This window comes from Ramlibacter sp. MAHUQ-53, from assembly GCF_052600055.1.
This window is the reverse complement of record NZ_JBQWTS010000014.1, coordinates 1-15,113: the sequence shown is the minus strand read 5'-3', so window position 1 is coordinate 15,113 and position 15,113 is coordinate 1. Positions and strand designations below refer to the sequence as shown.

Sequence of the window (15,113 nt, the reverse complement as noted above, 5' to 3'; positions counted from 1 at the left end):
AACAAGGCCGCCCCCCGGGGCGGCCTTTGTTTTTCGGGGGCTTGGTTACACTGCGCGCATGCATGATGGTTCCGAATCGCAACCCGCGCCCCTGACCGAGGGAGTGCCGGTGCGCAAGCCCCGCAAGGGCATTTACGTCCTTCCCAACCTGTTCACGCTGGCCGCCTTGTTCGGCGGCTTCTATGCGGTCGTGATGGCCATGAACGGCCGCTTCGACCTGGCGGCCGCGGGTGTCTTCAGCGCCATGGTGCTGGACAGCCTCGACGGGCGGGTGGCCCGCATGACCAACACCCAGAGCGCGTTCGGCGAGCAGATGGACTCGCTGTCGGACATGGTGTCCTTCGGCGCCGCGCCGGCCCTCATCGCCTACGAGTGGGCGCTCAAGGGCCTGGGCCGCTGGGGCTGGATCGCCGCCTTCGTCTACTGCGCCTGCGCGGCGCTGCGCCTGGCCCGCTTCAACGTGAACACCGCGGTGGTCGACAAGCGCTACTTCCAGGGCCTGCCGTCGCCGGCCGCCGCGGCCCTGGTCACCGGCTTCATCTGGCTCATGGAGGAGCAGGTGGTGCAACCGGTCGACGTGGCCTGGCTGATGTTCGCCTTCGCGCTGTTCGCCGGTCTGACCATGGTCACCAACGTGCCCTTCTACAGCTTCAAGGACGTGTCCATGAAGAAGTCGGTGCCGTTCGCCGCGATCGTGCTGATCGCCCTGGGCATCGCCGTGATCAACATCCACCCGCCGATCGTGCTGTTCGGGCTGTTCGTGGCCTACAGCCTGTCCGGCTACGTGATCTACGGCTGGCGCAAGGCGAAGGGACACCCCACCAGCGTCATCAGTACTTCCACCGATGAGCCTGACGAACGTGGCTTGCACGATTGATGCTCGTCTGTGATAGAGTGCATTTCATGTCGCGCATCTCGCTGGCCCTGCTGCTAATCCCCCACGGGCGGAGACGGTAGCGCGCGCGCACACCCCACTCACGGCCCGTTTGCACCCGCAGCGGGCCGTTTTGCTTTCGGATCGTTTTTCAGGAGCTCCCATGGCAGACAAGCTGATCATCTTCGACACCACCTTGCGTGACGGCGAGCAATCGCCCGGCGCCTCCATGACCAAGGACGAGAAGCTGCGCATCGCCCGCCAGCTCGAGCGCCTGAAGGTCGACGTGATCGAGGCCGGCTTCGCCGCCAGTTCCAACGGGGACTTCGAGGCCGTCCAGGCCATCGCCAACGCGATCAAGGACTCGACGGTGTGCTCGCTCTCGCGCGCCAACGACCGCGACATCTCCCGTGCCGCCGAGGCCCTGCAGGGCGCCAGCCGCGCGCGCATCCATACCTTCATCGCGACGTCGCCGCTGCACATGGAAAAGAAGCTGCGCATGTCGCCCGAGCAGGTGCTCGAGCAGGCCAAGCAGGCCGTGCGCTTCGCCCGTAACGTCTGCGCTGACATCGAGTTCTCCGCCGAGGACGGCTACCGCAGCGAGCTGGACTTCCTGTGCCGTGTGGTCGAGGCGGTGATCAAGGAAGGCGCGACCACCATCAACATCCCGGACACCGTGGGCTATGCGGTGCCTGAGCTGTACGGCAACTTCATCCGCGAGCTGCGCGAGCGCGTGCCCAACTCGGACAAGGCCATCTGGTCGGTCCACTGCCACAACGACCTGGGCATGGCCGTGGCCAACTCCCTGGCCGGCGTGAAGATCGGCGGCGCGCGCCAGGTCGAGTGCACCATCAACGGCCTGGGCGAGCGCGCCGGCAACTGCTCGCTCGAAGAGGTGGTGATGGCGGTGAAGACCCGCCGCGACTACTTCGGCCTGGATGTCGGCATCGACGCCTCGCACATCGTCGCCGCCAGCCGCATGGTCAGCCAGACCACCGGCTTCGTGGTCCAGCCGAACAAGGCGGTCGTTGGCGCCAACGCCTTCGCCCATGCCTCCGGCATCCACCAGGATGGCGTGCTCAAGGCGCGCGACACCTACGAGATCATGCGTGCCGAGGACGTGGGCTGGGCCGCCAACAAGATCGTGCTGGGCAAGCTCTCCGGCCGCAACGCGTTCAAGCAGCGCCTGCAGGAACTGGGCGTGGCGCTCGAGAGCGAGGCCGAGACGATTGCCGCCTTCGCCCGCTTCAAGGAACTGGCTGACCGCAAGAGCGAGATTTTCGACGAGGACATCCTGGCCCTGGTCAGCGACGAGAGCGCGGCCAGCCACCAGGAACACTACGGCTTCGTCTCGCTCGCGCAACACAGCGAGACCGGCGAGCGTCCCCATGCCAAGGTGGTGTTCACTGTCGAGGGCAAGGAAGTGACCGGCGAGTCGGACGGCAACGGCCCGGTCGACGCGTCCCTCAAGGCCATCGAGAGCCATGTCCGCAGCGGCGCCGAGATGGTGCTGTATTCGGTGAATGCCATCAGCGGCTCGACCGAGAGCCAGGGCGAGGTGACGGTGCGGCTGCAGAACGCCGGGCGCGTGGTCAACGGCGTCGGCGCCGACCCCGACATCGTGGTCGCTTCCGCCAAGGCCTACCTGGCCGCCCTGAACAAGCTGCAAAGTAAATCTGAGCGGGTGGCTGCACAAGGCTAGTTTCAATACCTATAATTCGGAAACAGACTTAGGAATTGCTTCTAAGTCGTTGAATTAGTGCAGTTTTCCCTCGTTGTTTGACGCTTTGGAATGGCGTTTTCCGAGCGTGGCGGGGGAAATGCATCCTTTGGTATTGGATGGCGATGAAAAAAACCTGGAACGGCCTGGTACACGCAGTTGCAGCCCTGATGATCCTGTCAGGCACCGGCATTGCCGCTGCTGCGCCGACCTCGCCTTCCAAGGAGCCGGCCGTCCGCAAGGCCAAGGCCCAGGCGGTGTCGTCCAAGGCCAAGCGCCGTGCCGTCGTCGGCGCGGCCGTGGCGGGTGCCGCCGTCGTGGCGGCCCGTCCGTCCTACGGCCAGATGGCCGGCCTGCACTCCACCCAGGACGACCTCGACCTGCGCTCCAGCGTGGCCCTGGTGATTGACCAGGACACCCGCGAGGTGCTGCTGCAGAAGAACGACACCGCAGTGCTGCCGATCGCCTCGCTGACCAAGCTGATGACCGGCATGATCATCTCCGAAGCCAAGCTGCCGATGGACGAGGTCATCACCATCACCCAGGACGACGTGGACACCGAGAAGGGCAGCGGCTCCCGCCTGCGCGTGGGTGCCCAGCTGACCCGTGCCGAGGCCATGCACCTGGCGCTGATGTCCAGCGAGAACCGCGCCGCCCATGCTCTCGGCCGTACCTACCCGGGCGGCCTGCAGGCCTTCGTTTCCCTGATGAACGGCAAGGCGCGCCAGCTCGGCATGAACAACACCACCTACGTGGAGCCGACCGGGCTGTCCAGCCGAAACCAGTCCAGCGCGCGCGACCTCGCGGTGCTGGTGGCGGCCGCCTCGAACGACCCGATGCTGCGCGAGTACTCCACCTCGCACGGCGCCCAGGTGGCGGTGGGCAAGCAGACGCTGCAGTACAACAACACCAACCGCCTGGTGAAGCATCCCGACTGGGACATCGGTCTGCAGAAGACCGGCTACATCTCCGAGGCCGGCCAGTGCCTCGTGATGCAGGCGAAGGTCGCCGGCCGTCGGCTGGTGATGGTTTTCCTGGATTCCGCCGGCAAGCTCAGCCGTATTGCCGACGCCGAGCGCGTCCGTCGCTGGGTGGAGCACAACAGCAAGGCGGCCCTGGTGCCGGCGAACGTTTCCACGGCCCGCAACTCCCACAGCTGATCGCGCGACGCGGGGCGCCGCGGGGCGCAGAAGCACGAACGGCCCCGAGGGGCCGTTTTTCATGGGGTACTGGAAGGCGGCGGGGGCGCGTACGGTGTGCGCGTCATGCCCGCCGTGCGCCGTGCGCCGGCGCCGGCCTCAGGCCGCGGCCTGGCGCTTCTCGCCCTGGAAGCCGAGGGCGGCCGAGATCTCGTCGGCAGTGGCCTGCAGCTTGGGCAGCCAGTTCTCGTCCAGCCGGTCGGCCGGCGCGGAGATGGACAGGCCGGCCACCAGGCGGCCCTGGTCGTCGTAGATGCCGGCCGCCATGCAGCGCACGCCCAGCTCGAGTTCCTCGTTGTCGCGGGCCATGCCGTACTGGCGCGCCTTGGCGAGTTCGCGTTCCAGGATGGGCAACTGGGTGATGCTGTTGCGCGTGTGGCCCGCCAGGCCGGTGCGGGTGGCGTAGGCCCGCACGCGCTGCGGGTCGTCGGCCGCCAGGAACAGCTTGCCGGTCGAGGTGAGGTGCAGCGGCGCGCGGCCGCCGATGGCGCGCACCACCTGCATGCCGGAGCGCTCGCTGTAGGCGCGCTCGATGTAGACGATCTCGTCGCCCTGGCGCATGGAGAGGTTCACCGGTTGCTGGATCTGCTTGTGCAGGTCGCGCATGGGCATGAGGGCGGCATCGCGCACGTTGAGGCGGCCCTTGACCAGGTTGCCCAGCTCCAGCAGGCGCATGCCCAGGCGGTAGCTGCCGGCCTCCGGGCGATCGACGAAGCGGCCGATGGCCAGGTCGTTCAGGATGCGGTGGGTGGTGGACGGGTGCAGCCCGGTGCGCTCGGCGATCTCCTTGAGCGGCATGGGTTCCTCGCGCGAGGCCAGGACATCGATGAGCGCGAACATGCGCTCGATCACCTGGATGGTGGGCGTGGCGGGTGCGCCGCCATCGGTCTTCTTCATGGGCAATCCCTCCGGACCGGCGGGATTTTATCTGGTGAAACCGAATTTGGCTATCCGGCAGGTGTTCCGGGCACCCAGCGGCCGTCCTGCAGGGTCTCGAACGGCTGGAAACGGGACTTGTAGTTCATCTTCCGGCTTTCGGCGATCCAGTAGCCCAGGTAGACGTGGGGCAGCCCGAGCTGGCGCGCCTGCTCGATCTGCCAGAGGACGCTGTAGGTGCCGTAGCAGGCCTTCGGGTCGGGCTCGTAGAAGGTGTAGACCGCGGACAGGCCGTCGCCGAGCACGTCGAGGATGGAGACCATGCGCAGCGCGCCGGGCGAGCCGTCGGCCTGGGTTTCGCGGAATTCGACCAGCCGGGAGTTCACCCGGCTCTGGAGCAGGAACTGGGTGTACTGGTCGATGCTGTCGTGGTCCATGCCGCCGCCGCTGTGGCGGCCGGTCTGGTAGCGCAGGTACAGGTGGTAGTGCTCCGGGACGAAGCACAGCTTGAGCACGCGCGCTTGCAGGCCGGCGTGCTGGGCCCAGGCGCGGCGCTGGCTGCGGTCGGGCTTGAAGTCGTGCGCCCGCACGCGCAGGGGGATGCAGGCGCGGCAGCCGTCGCAGTACGGCCGGTAGGTGAACATGCCGCTGCGGCGGAAGCCGTTGGTGACCAGCTCCGAGTAGGCGTCGTTGTGGATCAGGTGGCTCGGGGTGGCGACCTGGGACCGGGCCTGGCGGCCTGGGAGGTAGCTGCAGGGGTAAGGCGCGGTGGCGTAGAACTGCAGCGTCTGTAGCGGTAGGTCCTTGAGGTGGGTCACGCTAGCTTCCGGGCGTCTGCGGCAGGAGTTCGCGCCAGTATACGGAATCGAAATGCCAGCGCAGCGGCGGGGCCTCGGTGCCGCGGGCGACGGCGGCGAGGAAGTCGCCGCGGTCGATCTCGCGGGCGCCGAGCGAGGCCAGGTGGCGGGTGTTCTGCTGGCAGTCGACCAGGGCCACGCCCTGCGCGCGGCACAGCGCGACCAGGCCGGCCAGGGCGATCTTGGAAGCGTCGGTCACCCGCGCGAACATGGATTCGCCGAAGACGGCGTGGCCGATGGCCACGCAGTACAGCCCGCCAGCGAGCTCGCCATTGATCCAGGTCTCGACGCTGTGCGCGAAGCCGGCGCGGTGCAGCGCGCGGTAGGCCGAGACCATGGCCGGCAGGATCCAGGTGCCGTTCTGGCCCTCGCGCGGGCTGCGGGCGCAGGCCTCGATGACGCGGTCGAAGGAGTCGTCGATACGCAGCTCGCAGCCGGGGTGCCGGATGAAGTTCTGCAGGGTCTTGCGCAGCGAGCGGTGGAGGCGGAACTCGGCGGGCATGAGCACCATGCGCGGGTCGGTGCTCCACCACAGGATCGGCTGGCCGTCGCTGAACCAGGGAAAGATGCCGCTGCGGTAGGCCCGCAGCAGGGTGTCGACGTCAAGCGCGCCGCCGGCCGCCAGCAGGCCGGGCGCAGGCGACTCCGGACCCCAGGCGCGGGCCGGTTCGGGGAAGTCGTCGCCCGGCTCGAGCCAGGGCAGGGCGGGGCGGCGGCGGACCATCAGGCGGCGTCCCACCGCCAGGGGCGCAGCATGGGGGCGGCGGACGGCCCCTGCCACGCGACCGCCGCGGCCCACTGGCCCGGCCGGTCCAGGGGTGCCAGCTGCCAGCGGCCGGGGGCGAGCCCCGGCAGGTCGCCGGCCACGATGCAAGCCGCCTCGCCGGTGCTCACGACGAAGCGGTCCAGCCCGCCGGCGAGGCCGCAGCCCAGGGCCTTGAGCACCGCCTCCTTGCGGACCCAGCAGCGCCAGGCGTGCCAGCGGCGCTCGGCTAGGGGAGCGGCGCCGATCTCGGCGCGCTCGGCCGCCGTGAAGGCGGGCAGCAGGTCCTCGAGCGACACGCGCGGGTCGAGCACCTCGATGTCGACGCCCACCGGGCCCTCGGCAGCCAGCGCCACCAGGGCGTGGTCGCCCGAGTGGGACAGGTTGAAGTGCAGGCCGCGCCCGGCTTCGGGGTGGGTGAGGTGGGGCTTGCCGAAGGCGCCGCGCGCCAGGCGCAGGGCACTCGCCTCGCAACCGAGCCGGCGTGCCAGCAGCGCGTGCAGGGCGGCCTGGGCGGCGGCGGCACGCCGTCGCAGCAGGGGGTGGCGCAGGCGCCGGGCCTGCGCGCGCTGGCCGGCGTCGAGCGCCGGTCGCCATCGGGCGACGGCAGCAGCCGGGATTCGCAGGGGGACGTGCCAGACCTCCACCGCGCCATTATGGCCAGCGCGGGCCGACCGTCCGGGCGGGCGGGTCGTGTGCGCCGGGAGAATTTGTACACGCCCGCTTTTGGCGCGGATTAAACGGTCGCGCATGACTCTTACAATTCCAACTTTGGGTAGTTCAACGGGCTTATGCAAGATTCGACGATCCCGACCGTCGCGGGCACCTTCGCGGTCGACATCGACCACCTGCACGCGCTGGGGGTGGTGGATCCGTATTCGCCCCAGAGCATCGAGCTGTACCAGTCGGGCAAGCTCACCAGCGACGAGCGCCTGTACTTCTCCCTCTGGGGCTCTTCGGAGCTCAGCACCTCGTTCTTCGACGCGCGCTCACGCATCTGCACCGCGGGCGGGCCGGTGGGCGCCGCCTACTTCGTGATCAAGGGCCATGCCCTGGGCGTGCAGGGCGAGACCATCTACCGGATGGGGCCGGGCAGCGTGATCGGCCTCGCCGAAGGCGTGGGCGGGCTGCCCTACAGCATGACCGTGGTGGCGGTGAGCCACTGCCAGGTGCGCGTGTTCCCGATGTCGACCATCGGCAAGCTGGTCAAGAAGATGCCCCAGGGGCTGCGCGGCATCCTGAAATCGGCCGTCATGCGCACGCTCAAACTCGAGAAACCGCCGGAGTTGCTGCTGTGAATACCTTCCAGGAAGTGGACCTCAAGGAGGGCGAAGTGCTGTTCGAGGCCGGCGCGCCGGCGGACAAGCTGTACTTCATCCAGTCCGGTGCGATCGACATGCGGGACAAGAACTCCGGCACCGTGTTCGCGACGCTGCGCTCCGGGGAGTCCTTTGGCGAGCAGGCCATGCTGCAGGGCGGCATCCGCGGCGCGACCGCGGTGGCGCGCGAGGCCTCCAAGTGCCTGGAGATCACCGCCGAGGGGCTGCGCGCGATGCTCAAGTCGCAGTCGGCCATCCTCACGCCCGTGTTCGAGGCGCTCATGCTGCAGCAGAACATGCACAACGCACTGCGTTCCGGAAAATGACCGCCATGGCCCATCCCCGCTGCGACGAACTGGCCCGCTCCCTCGACGATACGCTGCGCGCGCTGCGCGAGCCCTGGCCGGCGCAGTGGCCGGGCCTGGCGCTGGTGCTGCAGCGTTGCCTGGACCGGCTGGGCCCGATCGAGGAATCCGAGCGCGCGCGCGCGCAGCCCGTGGCACGGTGCGCGCTGGACGTGGCGGCCTTGGTCGAGGCGGATGGCCGCCAGCGCCATGGCGCCGGTTGCGAGCCGCAGTACCACAGCCGCCTGCACATCGCCGATACGCTGGTGTGCATGACCCACCTGCTGCTGGCGCAGCGCCGGGTCGACGGGCGCGAGTCCCGCGGCCTGGGCCTGCAGGAGGCCATCGCGCTGCTGGTGATGGCGGGGCACGACTACCTGCACACCGGCCTGATCAACCGCGTGCCGTACGAGTTGGAGAACCGCTCCCTGGAGGCGCTGCGCCCGGTGATGCGCCGGCACGGCCTCGATGCCCGCGACGAGGCGACGGTCACCCACTGCATCCTGCGCACCGAGCCCTCGCAGGTGAAGGCCTCGCACCAGGCGATCGCGGGCCGCCCGTTCAGCCTGGGCGATCGCGACTGCCTGGCGGTGATGGTGGAGGAGGCCGACATCATGGCCAGCACCCTGCCGGTGACCGCCGAGGCCCAGACGCACCGGCTGGCCGTGGAGTGGGAGGTGGCCAACCCGGTCGCAGCGAAGAACCTGCAGTCGCCCAAGGCCCGCCTGTTCTTCCTGGAGCATGCGGCGCTGTTCTCCACGCCGGCCGCCCGCGTGCTGGGGCTGGACGAGGTCAAGCGGCGCGAGATCGAGTCGATCAAGGCGACGCTGCCGGCGGCCTGAAGCCGGCGCGCGCCGCCCGGCGCGGATAATCCACCCGGCGGCTCCGGTGCGGGGCCGCACGCTCCTACGCCCCGGTCGCATGCCTGATCCCACGCCTTTCCAGGTGCTGAGCCTCATCCCCCCGATGACGCAGCTCAACACCCCGTATCCCTCCACCGCCTACCTCACCGGCTTCCTGCGCTCGCGCGGCATCGCGGCGGCGCAGGCCGACCTGGCGCTGGGGCTGGTGCTGCGGCTGCTGTCGCGCGATGGCGTGGCGCGCCTGCGGGAGGCCGCCCTGGCGCTGGACGAGGCGCGGCGCAGCGCGCCGGTGAACAGCTTCCTCGACCACTACCCGCGCTACGCCGCCACCATCGACCGCGTGGTTGCCTTCCTGCAGGGGCGCGACGACACGCTGGCCCACCGCATCGCCAGCCGCGGCTTCCTGCCCGAGGGCCCGCGCTTCGCGGCGGTCGATGCCTACGACGACGGCGAGTCCGGCGACCCCCTGGGCTGGGCCTTCGGCGCCCTGGGCAGCACCGACCGCGCCCGCCACCTGGCCACCCTGTACCTCAACGACCTTGCCGACGTGATCCGCGACGCGGTGGACGAGCGCTTCGAGTTCGTGCGCTACGCCGAGTCGCTGGCTGCGGCGCAGCCGAGCTTCGACCCGCTGGCGCAGGCGCTAGCGGCGCCCCCGAACCTGGTCGACGAGGTGCTGGCGGACCTGGCCCTGCAGGCCTTCGACGCGCATGCGCCGCAGCTGGTGCTGCTGTCCGTGCCGTTCCCCGGCTCGGTCTACGGCGCGTTGCGCATCGCGCAGGCCCTGCGCGCGCGGCATCCGCAGGTGCGCATCGTCCTGGGGGGCGGCTTCGTCAACACCGAGCTGCGAGAGCTGTCCGAGCCGCGCCTGTTCGACTTCGTGGACTTCGTCACCCTCGATGGCGGCGAGCGTCCGCTGCTGGCGCTGATCGAACACCTGCGGGGCGGGCGGGGGCGCGAGCGCCTGGTGCGTACCTTCGTGCGCGGGGACGATGGCGCGGTGCGCTTCGTCAACTGGCCCGAGCCCGACGTGCCCTTCGAGGAGGTCGGCACGCCCACCTGGGACGGGTTGCCGATCCACGACTACCTGAGCCTGCTGGACATGCTCAACCCGATGCACCGCCTCTGGAGCGACGGGCGCTGGAACAAGCTGACCGTGGCCCATGGCTGCTACTGGAAGAAGTGCAGCTTCTGCGACGTGAGCCTGGACTACATCAGCCGCTACGAGACCGCCGCCGCGAGCACGCTGGCGGACCGGATCGAGCGCATCGTCGAGGAGACTGGGCAGACCGGCTTCCACTTCGTCGACGAGGCCGCGCCGCCCAAGGCGCTGCGCGCGCTCGCCGAGGAGCTGATTCGCCGCGACCTGCCGATCTCCTGGTGGGGCAACATCCGCTTCGAGAAGACCTTCACCCCCGAGCTGAGCGAGCTGCTCGCGCAAAGCGGCTGCATCGCGATGTCGGGCGGCCTGGAGGTGGCCTCCGACCGCCTGCTGGCCCTGATGAAGAAGGGCGTGACGGTGGACCAGGTGGCGCGCGTCACGCGGGGCATGGCCGATGCCGGCATCCTGGTCCACGCCTACCTGATGTACGGCTTCCCCACGCAGACCCTGCAGGACACGGTGGACGCGCTGGAGTACGTGCGCCAGCTGTTCGAGAACGGCTGCATCCACAGCGGCTTCTTCCACCGCTTCACCTGCACCGTGCACTCGCCGGTGGGGCAGGACCCGCAGGCCTATGGCGTGCGCCTGGTGCCGCTGCCCGAGGGCCGTTTCGCGAAGAACGACATCGGCTTCATCGACCCCACGCCCATGCCCCGCGGGGTCGACCACGACCTGCTCGGTCGCGGCCTGAAGAAGGCGATCTACAACTTCATGCACGGCATCGGCCTGGAGCAGGACGTGCGTGCCTGGTTCGAGCTGCCCAAGGGCCTGTGCCCGAAGCCGACGGTCAAGCGCGACCGGATCGCGCGGGCGCTGGGCCAGGGCTGAGACCCCGGCCGCCGGCGCGTCATTCCGGCTTGTACTGGATCGAGCGCAGGATCTCCCCCTGCTGGTCGTAGGCGGCGCGCAGGTCCTTCGCCAGCTCCTCGCTCGTCAGGGGCAGCCCCGTCTCCATGCCCATGGCCTCGATGCGCTGGCGCACGGCCGGCTGCTTCAGGTACTGCAGCGTGATCTCGCGCACCCGGGCCTGGATGCCAGCGGGCAGGTCGGGCGTGGACCACAGGCCCATCCAGCCGACGTCGTTCAGCGCCGGGAACCCGAGCTCGGTGAACGTGGGCACCTCCGGCAGCGCCGTGAGCCGCGTCGGGAAGTTCACCGCGTAGGCCTTCAGCTTGCCCGCCTTGATCAGGGGCAGCGAGGTGGCCGGCGCGTCGAACATCAGCGGCACATGGCCCCCCATGACGTCCTGCAGCGCCGGGGGCGACCCCTTGTAGCCGACGTGGCTGAGGTCCACCCCAGCCAGGCGGCCGAACAGCACGCCGGACGTATGGGCCCGCATGCCGCTCGCGTAGGAGGCATAGCTCATGCGGCCTCCCTGGGACTTGATGTGCGTGACCAGCTCCTTGAGGTTGCGGGCCGGCAGCTGGTTGTTGGCCACCAGGATCAGGCCCTGGCGGCTGACCTGCACCAGCGGCTTGAGGTCCCGGAACGGCTGGAACGCGACCTTGTAGGCCTGCGGGGTCTCGCTCACGATGCCGCCCTGAATCAGCAGCAGGGTGTGGCCGTCGTGCGGAGCCTTGAGAAGGTCGGCGACCGCGATCGCGCCCGCCGCGCCCGGCTTGGCGTCGACGATCACCGGCTTGCCGATGGCCGGGGCGAGTCCTTCCGCGACGAGCCGGGCCAGGGCGTCCGCCGTGCCGCCGGCCGGGCCACCGACGACGATGCGTACCGGCCGGGCGGGCCAGTCCTGTGCCAGGGCGCCGAGGCTGGCGACCGCGGCCGCCGCGGCCACTGTCCAGGTTCGCAGGCGCCGCAGCGCAAGTCCGAAGCCGTTCATGGGGTGTCTCCTGTTGATTCTTGTACGGGGGGGGGCCGCCGCGCGGGCGGCCCGGGTTCAGCGCGACTTGTGCAGGTAGCCCTGGTTGCCGCCCTTGCGGTTCGGCGCGAAGCCGTTGGCCTGCAGGGCCTCCTCGGCCGTGTCGTAGAACACGCCGATGCGGCAGATCTCGCGGGCCTCCTTGGCGGTGGCGATCTCGCGGCCGAACTCGTGCGAGATGCGCACCAGCTGCTCGATCTGCCGGACCGAGCTCTGCCGGGCGGTGCGCTTCTGGTTCCAGAGCACGTCCTCGGTGCCGCAGCGCACATGCAGTCCCATGGCGATGCCCATCATATTGACCGGCAGCACGTTGCGCACGTTGCTCTCCACGGTGACCACGGCGCCGTCGGGAACGCCGCGCAGGAAGTTGCCCAGGCTGTAGACGTTGGGCGTGTCCATGCCGCCACCGATGGCGACCCAGTTCATCACCAGCGGGCCCTTGTAGAAGCCGCGGCGGATCAGGCGCTCGACCGACTCGAAGCTGTTGGTGTTGTAGCACTGGAAGGCGCTCTGGATGCCCGCTGCGCTCAGGCGGCGCACATGCTCCTCCACCCAAAGGGGATTGGCCGGGACGACCATGTCCTTGTAGGTGTCGAAGAGCTTGGGGTTCTCGCGCGAGGTGCCGATCACGTCACCGTCCTCCATGTGGTCGGTCACGTTCATCTGCGAGGTATTGACGGTCACGGTCACCTGGTCGGGTACCGGGTCGAGCTCGGCGAGCATGTGGCGGGTGTCGTCCGACAGCCACCTGGCCGCTTCGCCCTCGCTTTCCGGGGCGAACGAGATCGAGCCGCCGACCTGGATGATCATCTCCGGCACCGCCTTGCGCACGCCCGCGATCAGCTCGTTGAACTTGGACAGGCGCTTGCTGCCCTTGCCATCGAGTTCGCGCACATGCAGGTGCAGCACGGTGGCGCCGGCGTTGTAGCAGTCCACCGCCTTCTGGATCTGCGCCTCCATCGTGACCGGAATGTCTTCGGGGAAGTCGGAGGGCAGCCAGCCCGGGGCATAGGGGGCGGCGGTGATGATCAGCGGCTGCTGGTTTTCGGGGAAGAGGTGGCCGTCGAGGAAGTTCATGGTCGGGGGCGATGATGAGGGGAGGGGATCAGTACGGCCGGTCGCCGATGATGGCGGCGCGCTCCATCTTGCGGGGCTCGGGCCAGTAGTCCATGACCGCGTAGTGCTGGGTGCTGCGGTTGTCCCAGATGGCCACGCTGTTGGGCTTCCAGCGGAAGCGCACCTGGTATTCGGGGATGGTGGCCTGGCTGATCAGGTAATTCAGCAGGTGGCTGGCGCCCGGCGTCTTGTCGAGGCCGAAGCGCACGTTCCCGGGCGTGTGGTAGTTCACGAAGTGGGTGGTGAAGCTGCACACGTTCAGCACCTTCTCGCCGGTCTCGGGGTGGGTGCGGACCACGGGGTGTTCGGCCGGCGGGTTCTCCAGGGCCAGCTTCGTGCGGGCTTCCTGGCTCATGACGGCGCCGAAGGAATGCTCGATGCTGCTGCGGGCGCGCAGGCCGTCGATGCGCTTCTTGATGTCGTCGGGCAGCTGGCGGTAGGCCTCGACCATGTTCACCCAGATCGTGTCGCCGCCCACCGGCGGCACCTCGATGCTGCGCAGCACGCAGCCCATGGCCGGCGTCTGGCGCCACAGGCCGTCCGAGTGGTAGTTGTTCTCGTAGTTCTCGCGCTTGTCGTTGCGGTAGATCTGCACCAGGCCCGGATGGTCGGGGTCGCTGCCGGCGACGGGGTGATCCTCCAGCTCGCCGAAGCGCCGCGCGAACGCGACATGCTCGGCGCGGGTGATGTCCTGGTCGCGCAGGAACAGCACGCGGTGCTTCAGCAACAGCGCCTTGATCTCGGCAAACAGGTCCGGGGAGCGCGCGGCATCCCCCAGGTGGACGCCGGAAATCTCGGCGCCGATGGTCTTGGTGAGCTGTTCGACTCGCATGTCGTGTCCCTCGTTGAAATGCAGCAGGGGGCATTCTTCGGATCGGCCAGAGCGGGCGCTTGACATTGCACGCCAGCGCTTGACGATCCATGACAAACCAACCGGATTCCAGCGATCGCCAGCGCCAGCCGGGCGCTGATTCGCTTACGCTTGCGTCATGACGCCCCTGGTCCGAAGCGCCACCTTCGCGAAGTACTCGGCCGTTGCCCGCGGCCTGGGCATCGACCCGGTACGCATGGTCAGCCATGCGGGCCTGGACCGGTCATGCCTGGTCACGCCGGACCTGCGGGTGCCCGAGGCCTCGCTGGCCGAGGTGCTGGATGCCTCGGCCCGGGCGGCCTCCTGCGCCTCGCTGGGCCTGCTGGTGGGCGAGTCCTGGCGGCTGTCCGATTTCGGCGTGATCAGCCTGCTGCTGCAGCACCAGCCGACCCTGCGCCAGGCCCTGCAGGAGCTCAGGCACTACCGCCACCTGCTCAGCGACTCGGTGGTGGTGGACGTGAGCGATTTCCCCACCGTGTCGGTGGTGCGCCTGGCGCTGGTCACCGGCCGGGCCTACCCGGGCCGGCAGCCGATGGAGCTGGCGATGGGCGTGCTGCTGTCCCTGTGCCGCCACCAGCTCGGACAGCAGTGGATGCCGCGGTCGGTGCACTTCACGCATGCCGCGCCGCAGGGCACGCAGATCCACCGGCGCATGTTCGGCGGGCAGCTCGAGTTCGGCTCGGAGTTCGACGGCCTGGTGCTGGCCGCCGGCGAGCTGGACAAGGTCAACCCCCTGTGCGATGCGCGCATGGCCGGCTACGCGAAGGACTTCGTGGATCTGCAGCCGCGCAAGGCCCGCAGCGTCGCGCACGAGGTGCGCCGCGCCGTGCATGTGCAGCTGCCCCGGGGCCGTTGCACGGTCGACCTGGTCGCACAGTCGCTGGGGCTGAGCGCGCGCACGCTGCAGCGGCAGATGGAGCAGGAAGGGGTGAGCTTCCTGTCGGTGGTGAACGAGGTGCGGCGCGACCTGGCGGTGCGCTACCTCGCGGGGGAGGTCCACTCGGTGTCGCAGGTCGCGGAGCTGCTCGGCTTCGCGCAGGTCAGCGTGTTCTCGCGCTGGTTCAGCCAGCAGTACGGCTGCCCACCGTCGCGCTGGAACAAGCCCTGAGCGCCGGCGGCTCCCGGCGTCCGGGCCGCACTCAGGACGCGGCGCGCAGCATCTGCCGACCGATGACCAGCTGCTGGATCTGGGTCGTGCCTTCGTACAGGCGCAGCAGGCGCACGTCGCGGTAGAAGCGCTCCACCGGGTACTCGTTGATATAGCCCGCGCCGC

General features: G+C 69.3%; 16 protein-coding genes. 8 read left to right on the top strand and 8 right to left on the bottom strand.

Annotation, left to right across the window (positions count from 1 at the left end; translation table 11 throughout):
• Positions 1-58 precede the first annotated feature (58 nt).
• From pssA to pbpG, 3 genes are all read left to right on the top strand, one after another.
• Positions 59-877, top strand: a complete 819-nt coding sequence (pssA, locus tag ACT80S_RS17520) for a CDP-diacylglycerol--serine O-phosphatidyltransferase (protein WP_377418228.1) — start codon at positions 59-61, stop codon at positions 875-877.
• Positions 878-1,037: 160 nt separating this feature from the next.
• Positions 1,038-2,576, top strand: a complete 1,539-nt coding sequence (locus ACT80S_RS17515) for a 2-isopropylmalate synthase (protein ID WP_377418226.1) — start codon at positions 1,038-1,040, stop codon at positions 2,574-2,576.
• Between the two features lie 188 nt (positions 2,577-2,764).
• Positions 2,765-3,754 (top strand): D-alanyl-D-alanine endopeptidase, encoded by a 990-nt coding sequence (pbpG, locus tag ACT80S_RS17510; RefSeq protein WP_377418421.1) that lies wholly within the window; start codon positions 2,765-2,767, stop codon positions 3,752-3,754.
• Positions 3,755-3,892: 138 nt separating this feature from the next.
• Here the strand turns inward: pbpG and ACT80S_RS17505 are convergent, their stop codons facing one another.
• Genes ACT80S_RS17505 through ACT80S_RS17490 form a run of 4 tightly spaced genes read right to left on the bottom strand, consistent with a single transcriptional unit; the run spans position 3,893 to position 6,936 of the window.
• Positions 3,893-4,690 (bottom strand): IclR family transcriptional regulator, encoded by a 798-nt coding sequence (locus tag ACT80S_RS17505; protein WP_377418223.1) that lies wholly within the window; start codon positions 4,688-4,690, stop codon positions 3,893-3,895.
• Positions 4,691-4,740: 50 nt separating this feature from the next.
• Positions 4,741-5,487 carry an arginyltransferase gene (locus tag ACT80S_RS17500; protein WP_377418220.1) on the bottom strand — a complete coding sequence of 249 codons (747 nt, stop codon included), beginning with the start codon at positions 5,485-5,487 and terminating at the stop codon, positions 4,741-4,743.
• Position 5,488: 1 nt separating this feature from the next.
• Positions 5,489-6,250, bottom strand: a complete 762-nt coding sequence (gene aat / locus ACT80S_RS17495) for a leucyl/phenylalanyl-tRNA--protein transferase (protein WP_377418217.1) — start codon at positions 6,248-6,250, stop codon at positions 5,489-5,491.
• A complete protein-coding gene (locus ACT80S_RS17490) occupies positions 6,250-6,936 on the bottom strand; it encodes a 4'-phosphopantetheinyl transferase family protein (RefSeq protein ID WP_377418214.1) in 687 nt (228 codons plus the stop codon). Before ACT80S_RS17490 ends, aat begins: the two co-directional genes overlap by 1 nt.
• A gap of 144 nt (positions 6,937-7,080) precedes the next feature.
• Between ACT80S_RS17490 and ACT80S_RS17485 the strand changes: the two genes are divergently transcribed.
• The 4 genes from ACT80S_RS17485 to ACT80S_RS17470 all read left to right on the top strand — a co-directional run bounded on the left by ACT80S_RS17485 (position 7,081) and on the right by ACT80S_RS17470 (position 10,805).
• The gene (locus ACT80S_RS17485) at positions 7,081-7,587 is read left to right on the top strand and encodes a Crp/Fnr family transcriptional regulator (RefSeq protein WP_377418211.1); all 507 of its coding nucleotides are present in this window, start codon (positions 7,081-7,083) and stop codon (positions 7,585-7,587) included.
• Positions 7,584-7,934 carry a cyclic nucleotide-binding domain-containing protein gene (locus ACT80S_RS17480; protein ID WP_377418208.1) on the top strand — a complete coding sequence of 117 codons (351 nt, stop codon included), beginning with the start codon at positions 7,584-7,586 and terminating at the stop codon, positions 7,932-7,934. Before ACT80S_RS17485 ends, ACT80S_RS17480 begins: the two co-directional genes overlap by 4 nt.
• Positions 7,935-7,939: 5 nt before the next feature.
• Complete coding sequence (locus tag ACT80S_RS17475) at positions 7,940-8,794, top strand: hypothetical protein (protein WP_377418206.1); 855 nt, start codon at positions 7,940-7,942, stop codon at positions 8,792-8,794.
• 79 nt (positions 8,795-8,873) lie between these two features.
• Entirely contained in the window at positions 8,874-10,805 is a 1,932-nt protein-coding gene (locus tag ACT80S_RS17470) for a B12-binding domain-containing radical SAM protein (protein WP_377418204.1), read from the top strand.
• Positions 10,806-10,824: 19 nt separating this feature from the next.
• Here the strand turns inward: ACT80S_RS17470 and ACT80S_RS17465 are convergent, their stop codons facing one another.
• From ACT80S_RS17465 to ACT80S_RS17455, 3 genes are read right to left on the bottom strand one after another with little or no spacing between them, the layout of a single operon-like run.
• Positions 10,825-11,814, bottom strand: a complete 990-nt coding sequence (locus ACT80S_RS17465) for a tripartite tricarboxylate transporter substrate binding protein (RefSeq protein WP_377418202.1) — start codon at positions 11,812-11,814, stop codon at positions 10,825-10,827.
• Positions 11,815-11,871: 57 nt separating this feature from the next.
• Positions 11,872-12,930 carry a BKACE family enzyme gene (locus ACT80S_RS17460; protein ID WP_377418200.1) on the bottom strand — a complete coding sequence of 353 codons (1,059 nt, stop codon included), beginning with the start codon at positions 12,928-12,930 and terminating at the stop codon, positions 11,872-11,874.
• Between the two features lie 28 nt (positions 12,931-12,958).
• Positions 12,959-13,801, bottom strand: coding sequence for a TauD/TfdA dioxygenase family protein (locus ACT80S_RS17455; RefSeq protein ID WP_377418198.1), 843 nt, complete (start codon positions 13,799-13,801; stop codon positions 12,959-12,961).
• 157 nt (positions 13,802-13,958) lie between these two features.
• On the opposite strand from ACT80S_RS17455, the gene ACT80S_RS17450 reads away from it, so the two are divergent.
• Positions 13,959-14,948 carry an AraC family transcriptional regulator gene (locus tag ACT80S_RS17450; protein WP_377418196.1) on the top strand — a complete coding sequence of 330 codons (990 nt, stop codon included), beginning with the start codon at positions 13,959-13,961 and terminating at the stop codon, positions 14,946-14,948.
• A gap of 31 nt (positions 14,949-14,979) precedes the next feature.
• On the opposite strand, the gene ACT80S_RS17445 is transcribed toward ACT80S_RS17450, so the two are convergent.
• A partial coding sequence (locus tag ACT80S_RS17445) for an acyl-CoA dehydrogenase family protein (RefSeq protein WP_377418418.1) occupies positions 14,980-15,113 on the bottom strand: 134 nt, incomplete at its 5' end.

Excerpts from the sequence above, each read along its gene's own strand:
- aat (WP_377418217.1), bottom strand. The coding sequence starts at position 6,250 with ATGGTCCGCCGCCGCCCCGCCCTGCCCTGGCTCGAGCCGGGCGACGAC.
- ACT80S_RS17455 (WP_377418198.1), bottom strand. The coding sequence starts at position 13,801 with ATGCGAGTCGAACAGCTCACCAAGACCATCGGCGCCGAGATTTCCGGC.
- ACT80S_RS17485 (WP_377418211.1), top strand. The coding sequence starts at position 7,081 with ATGCAAGATTCGACGATCCCGACCGTCGCGGGCACCTTCGCGGTCGAC.
- ACT80S_RS17470 (WP_377418204.1), top strand. The coding sequence starts at position 8,874 with ATGCCTGATCCCACGCCTTTCCAGGTGCTGAGCCTCATCCCCCCGATG.
- ACT80S_RS17460 (WP_377418200.1), bottom strand. The coding sequence starts at position 12,930 with ATGAACTTCCTCGACGGCCACCTCTTCCCCGAAAACCAGCAGCCGCTG.
- pssA (WP_377418228.1), top strand. The coding sequence starts at position 59 with ATGCATGATGGTTCCGAATCGCAACCCGCGCCCCTGACCGAGGGAGTG.
- ACT80S_RS17475 (WP_377418206.1), top strand. The coding sequence starts at position 7,940 with ATGGCCCATCCCCGCTGCGACGAACTGGCCCGCTCCCTCGACGATACG.
- ACT80S_RS17465 (WP_377418202.1), bottom strand. The coding sequence starts at position 11,814 with ATGAACGGCTTCGGACTTGCGCTGCGGCGCCTGCGAACCTGGACAGTG.
- pbpG (WP_377418421.1), top strand. The coding sequence starts at position 2,765 with ATGATCCTGTCAGGCACCGGCATTGCCGCTGCTGCGCCGACCTCGCCT.
- ACT80S_RS17515 (WP_377418226.1), top strand. The coding sequence starts at position 1,038 with ATGGCAGACAAGCTGATCATCTTCGACACCACCTTGCGTGACGGCGAG.
- ACT80S_RS17505 (WP_377418223.1), bottom strand. The coding sequence starts at position 4,690 with ATGAAGAAGACCGATGGCGGCGCACCCGCCACGCCCACCATCCAGGTG.
- ACT80S_RS17450 (WP_377418196.1), top strand. The coding sequence starts at position 13,959 with ATGACGCCCCTGGTCCGAAGCGCCACCTTCGCGAAGTACTCGGCCGTT.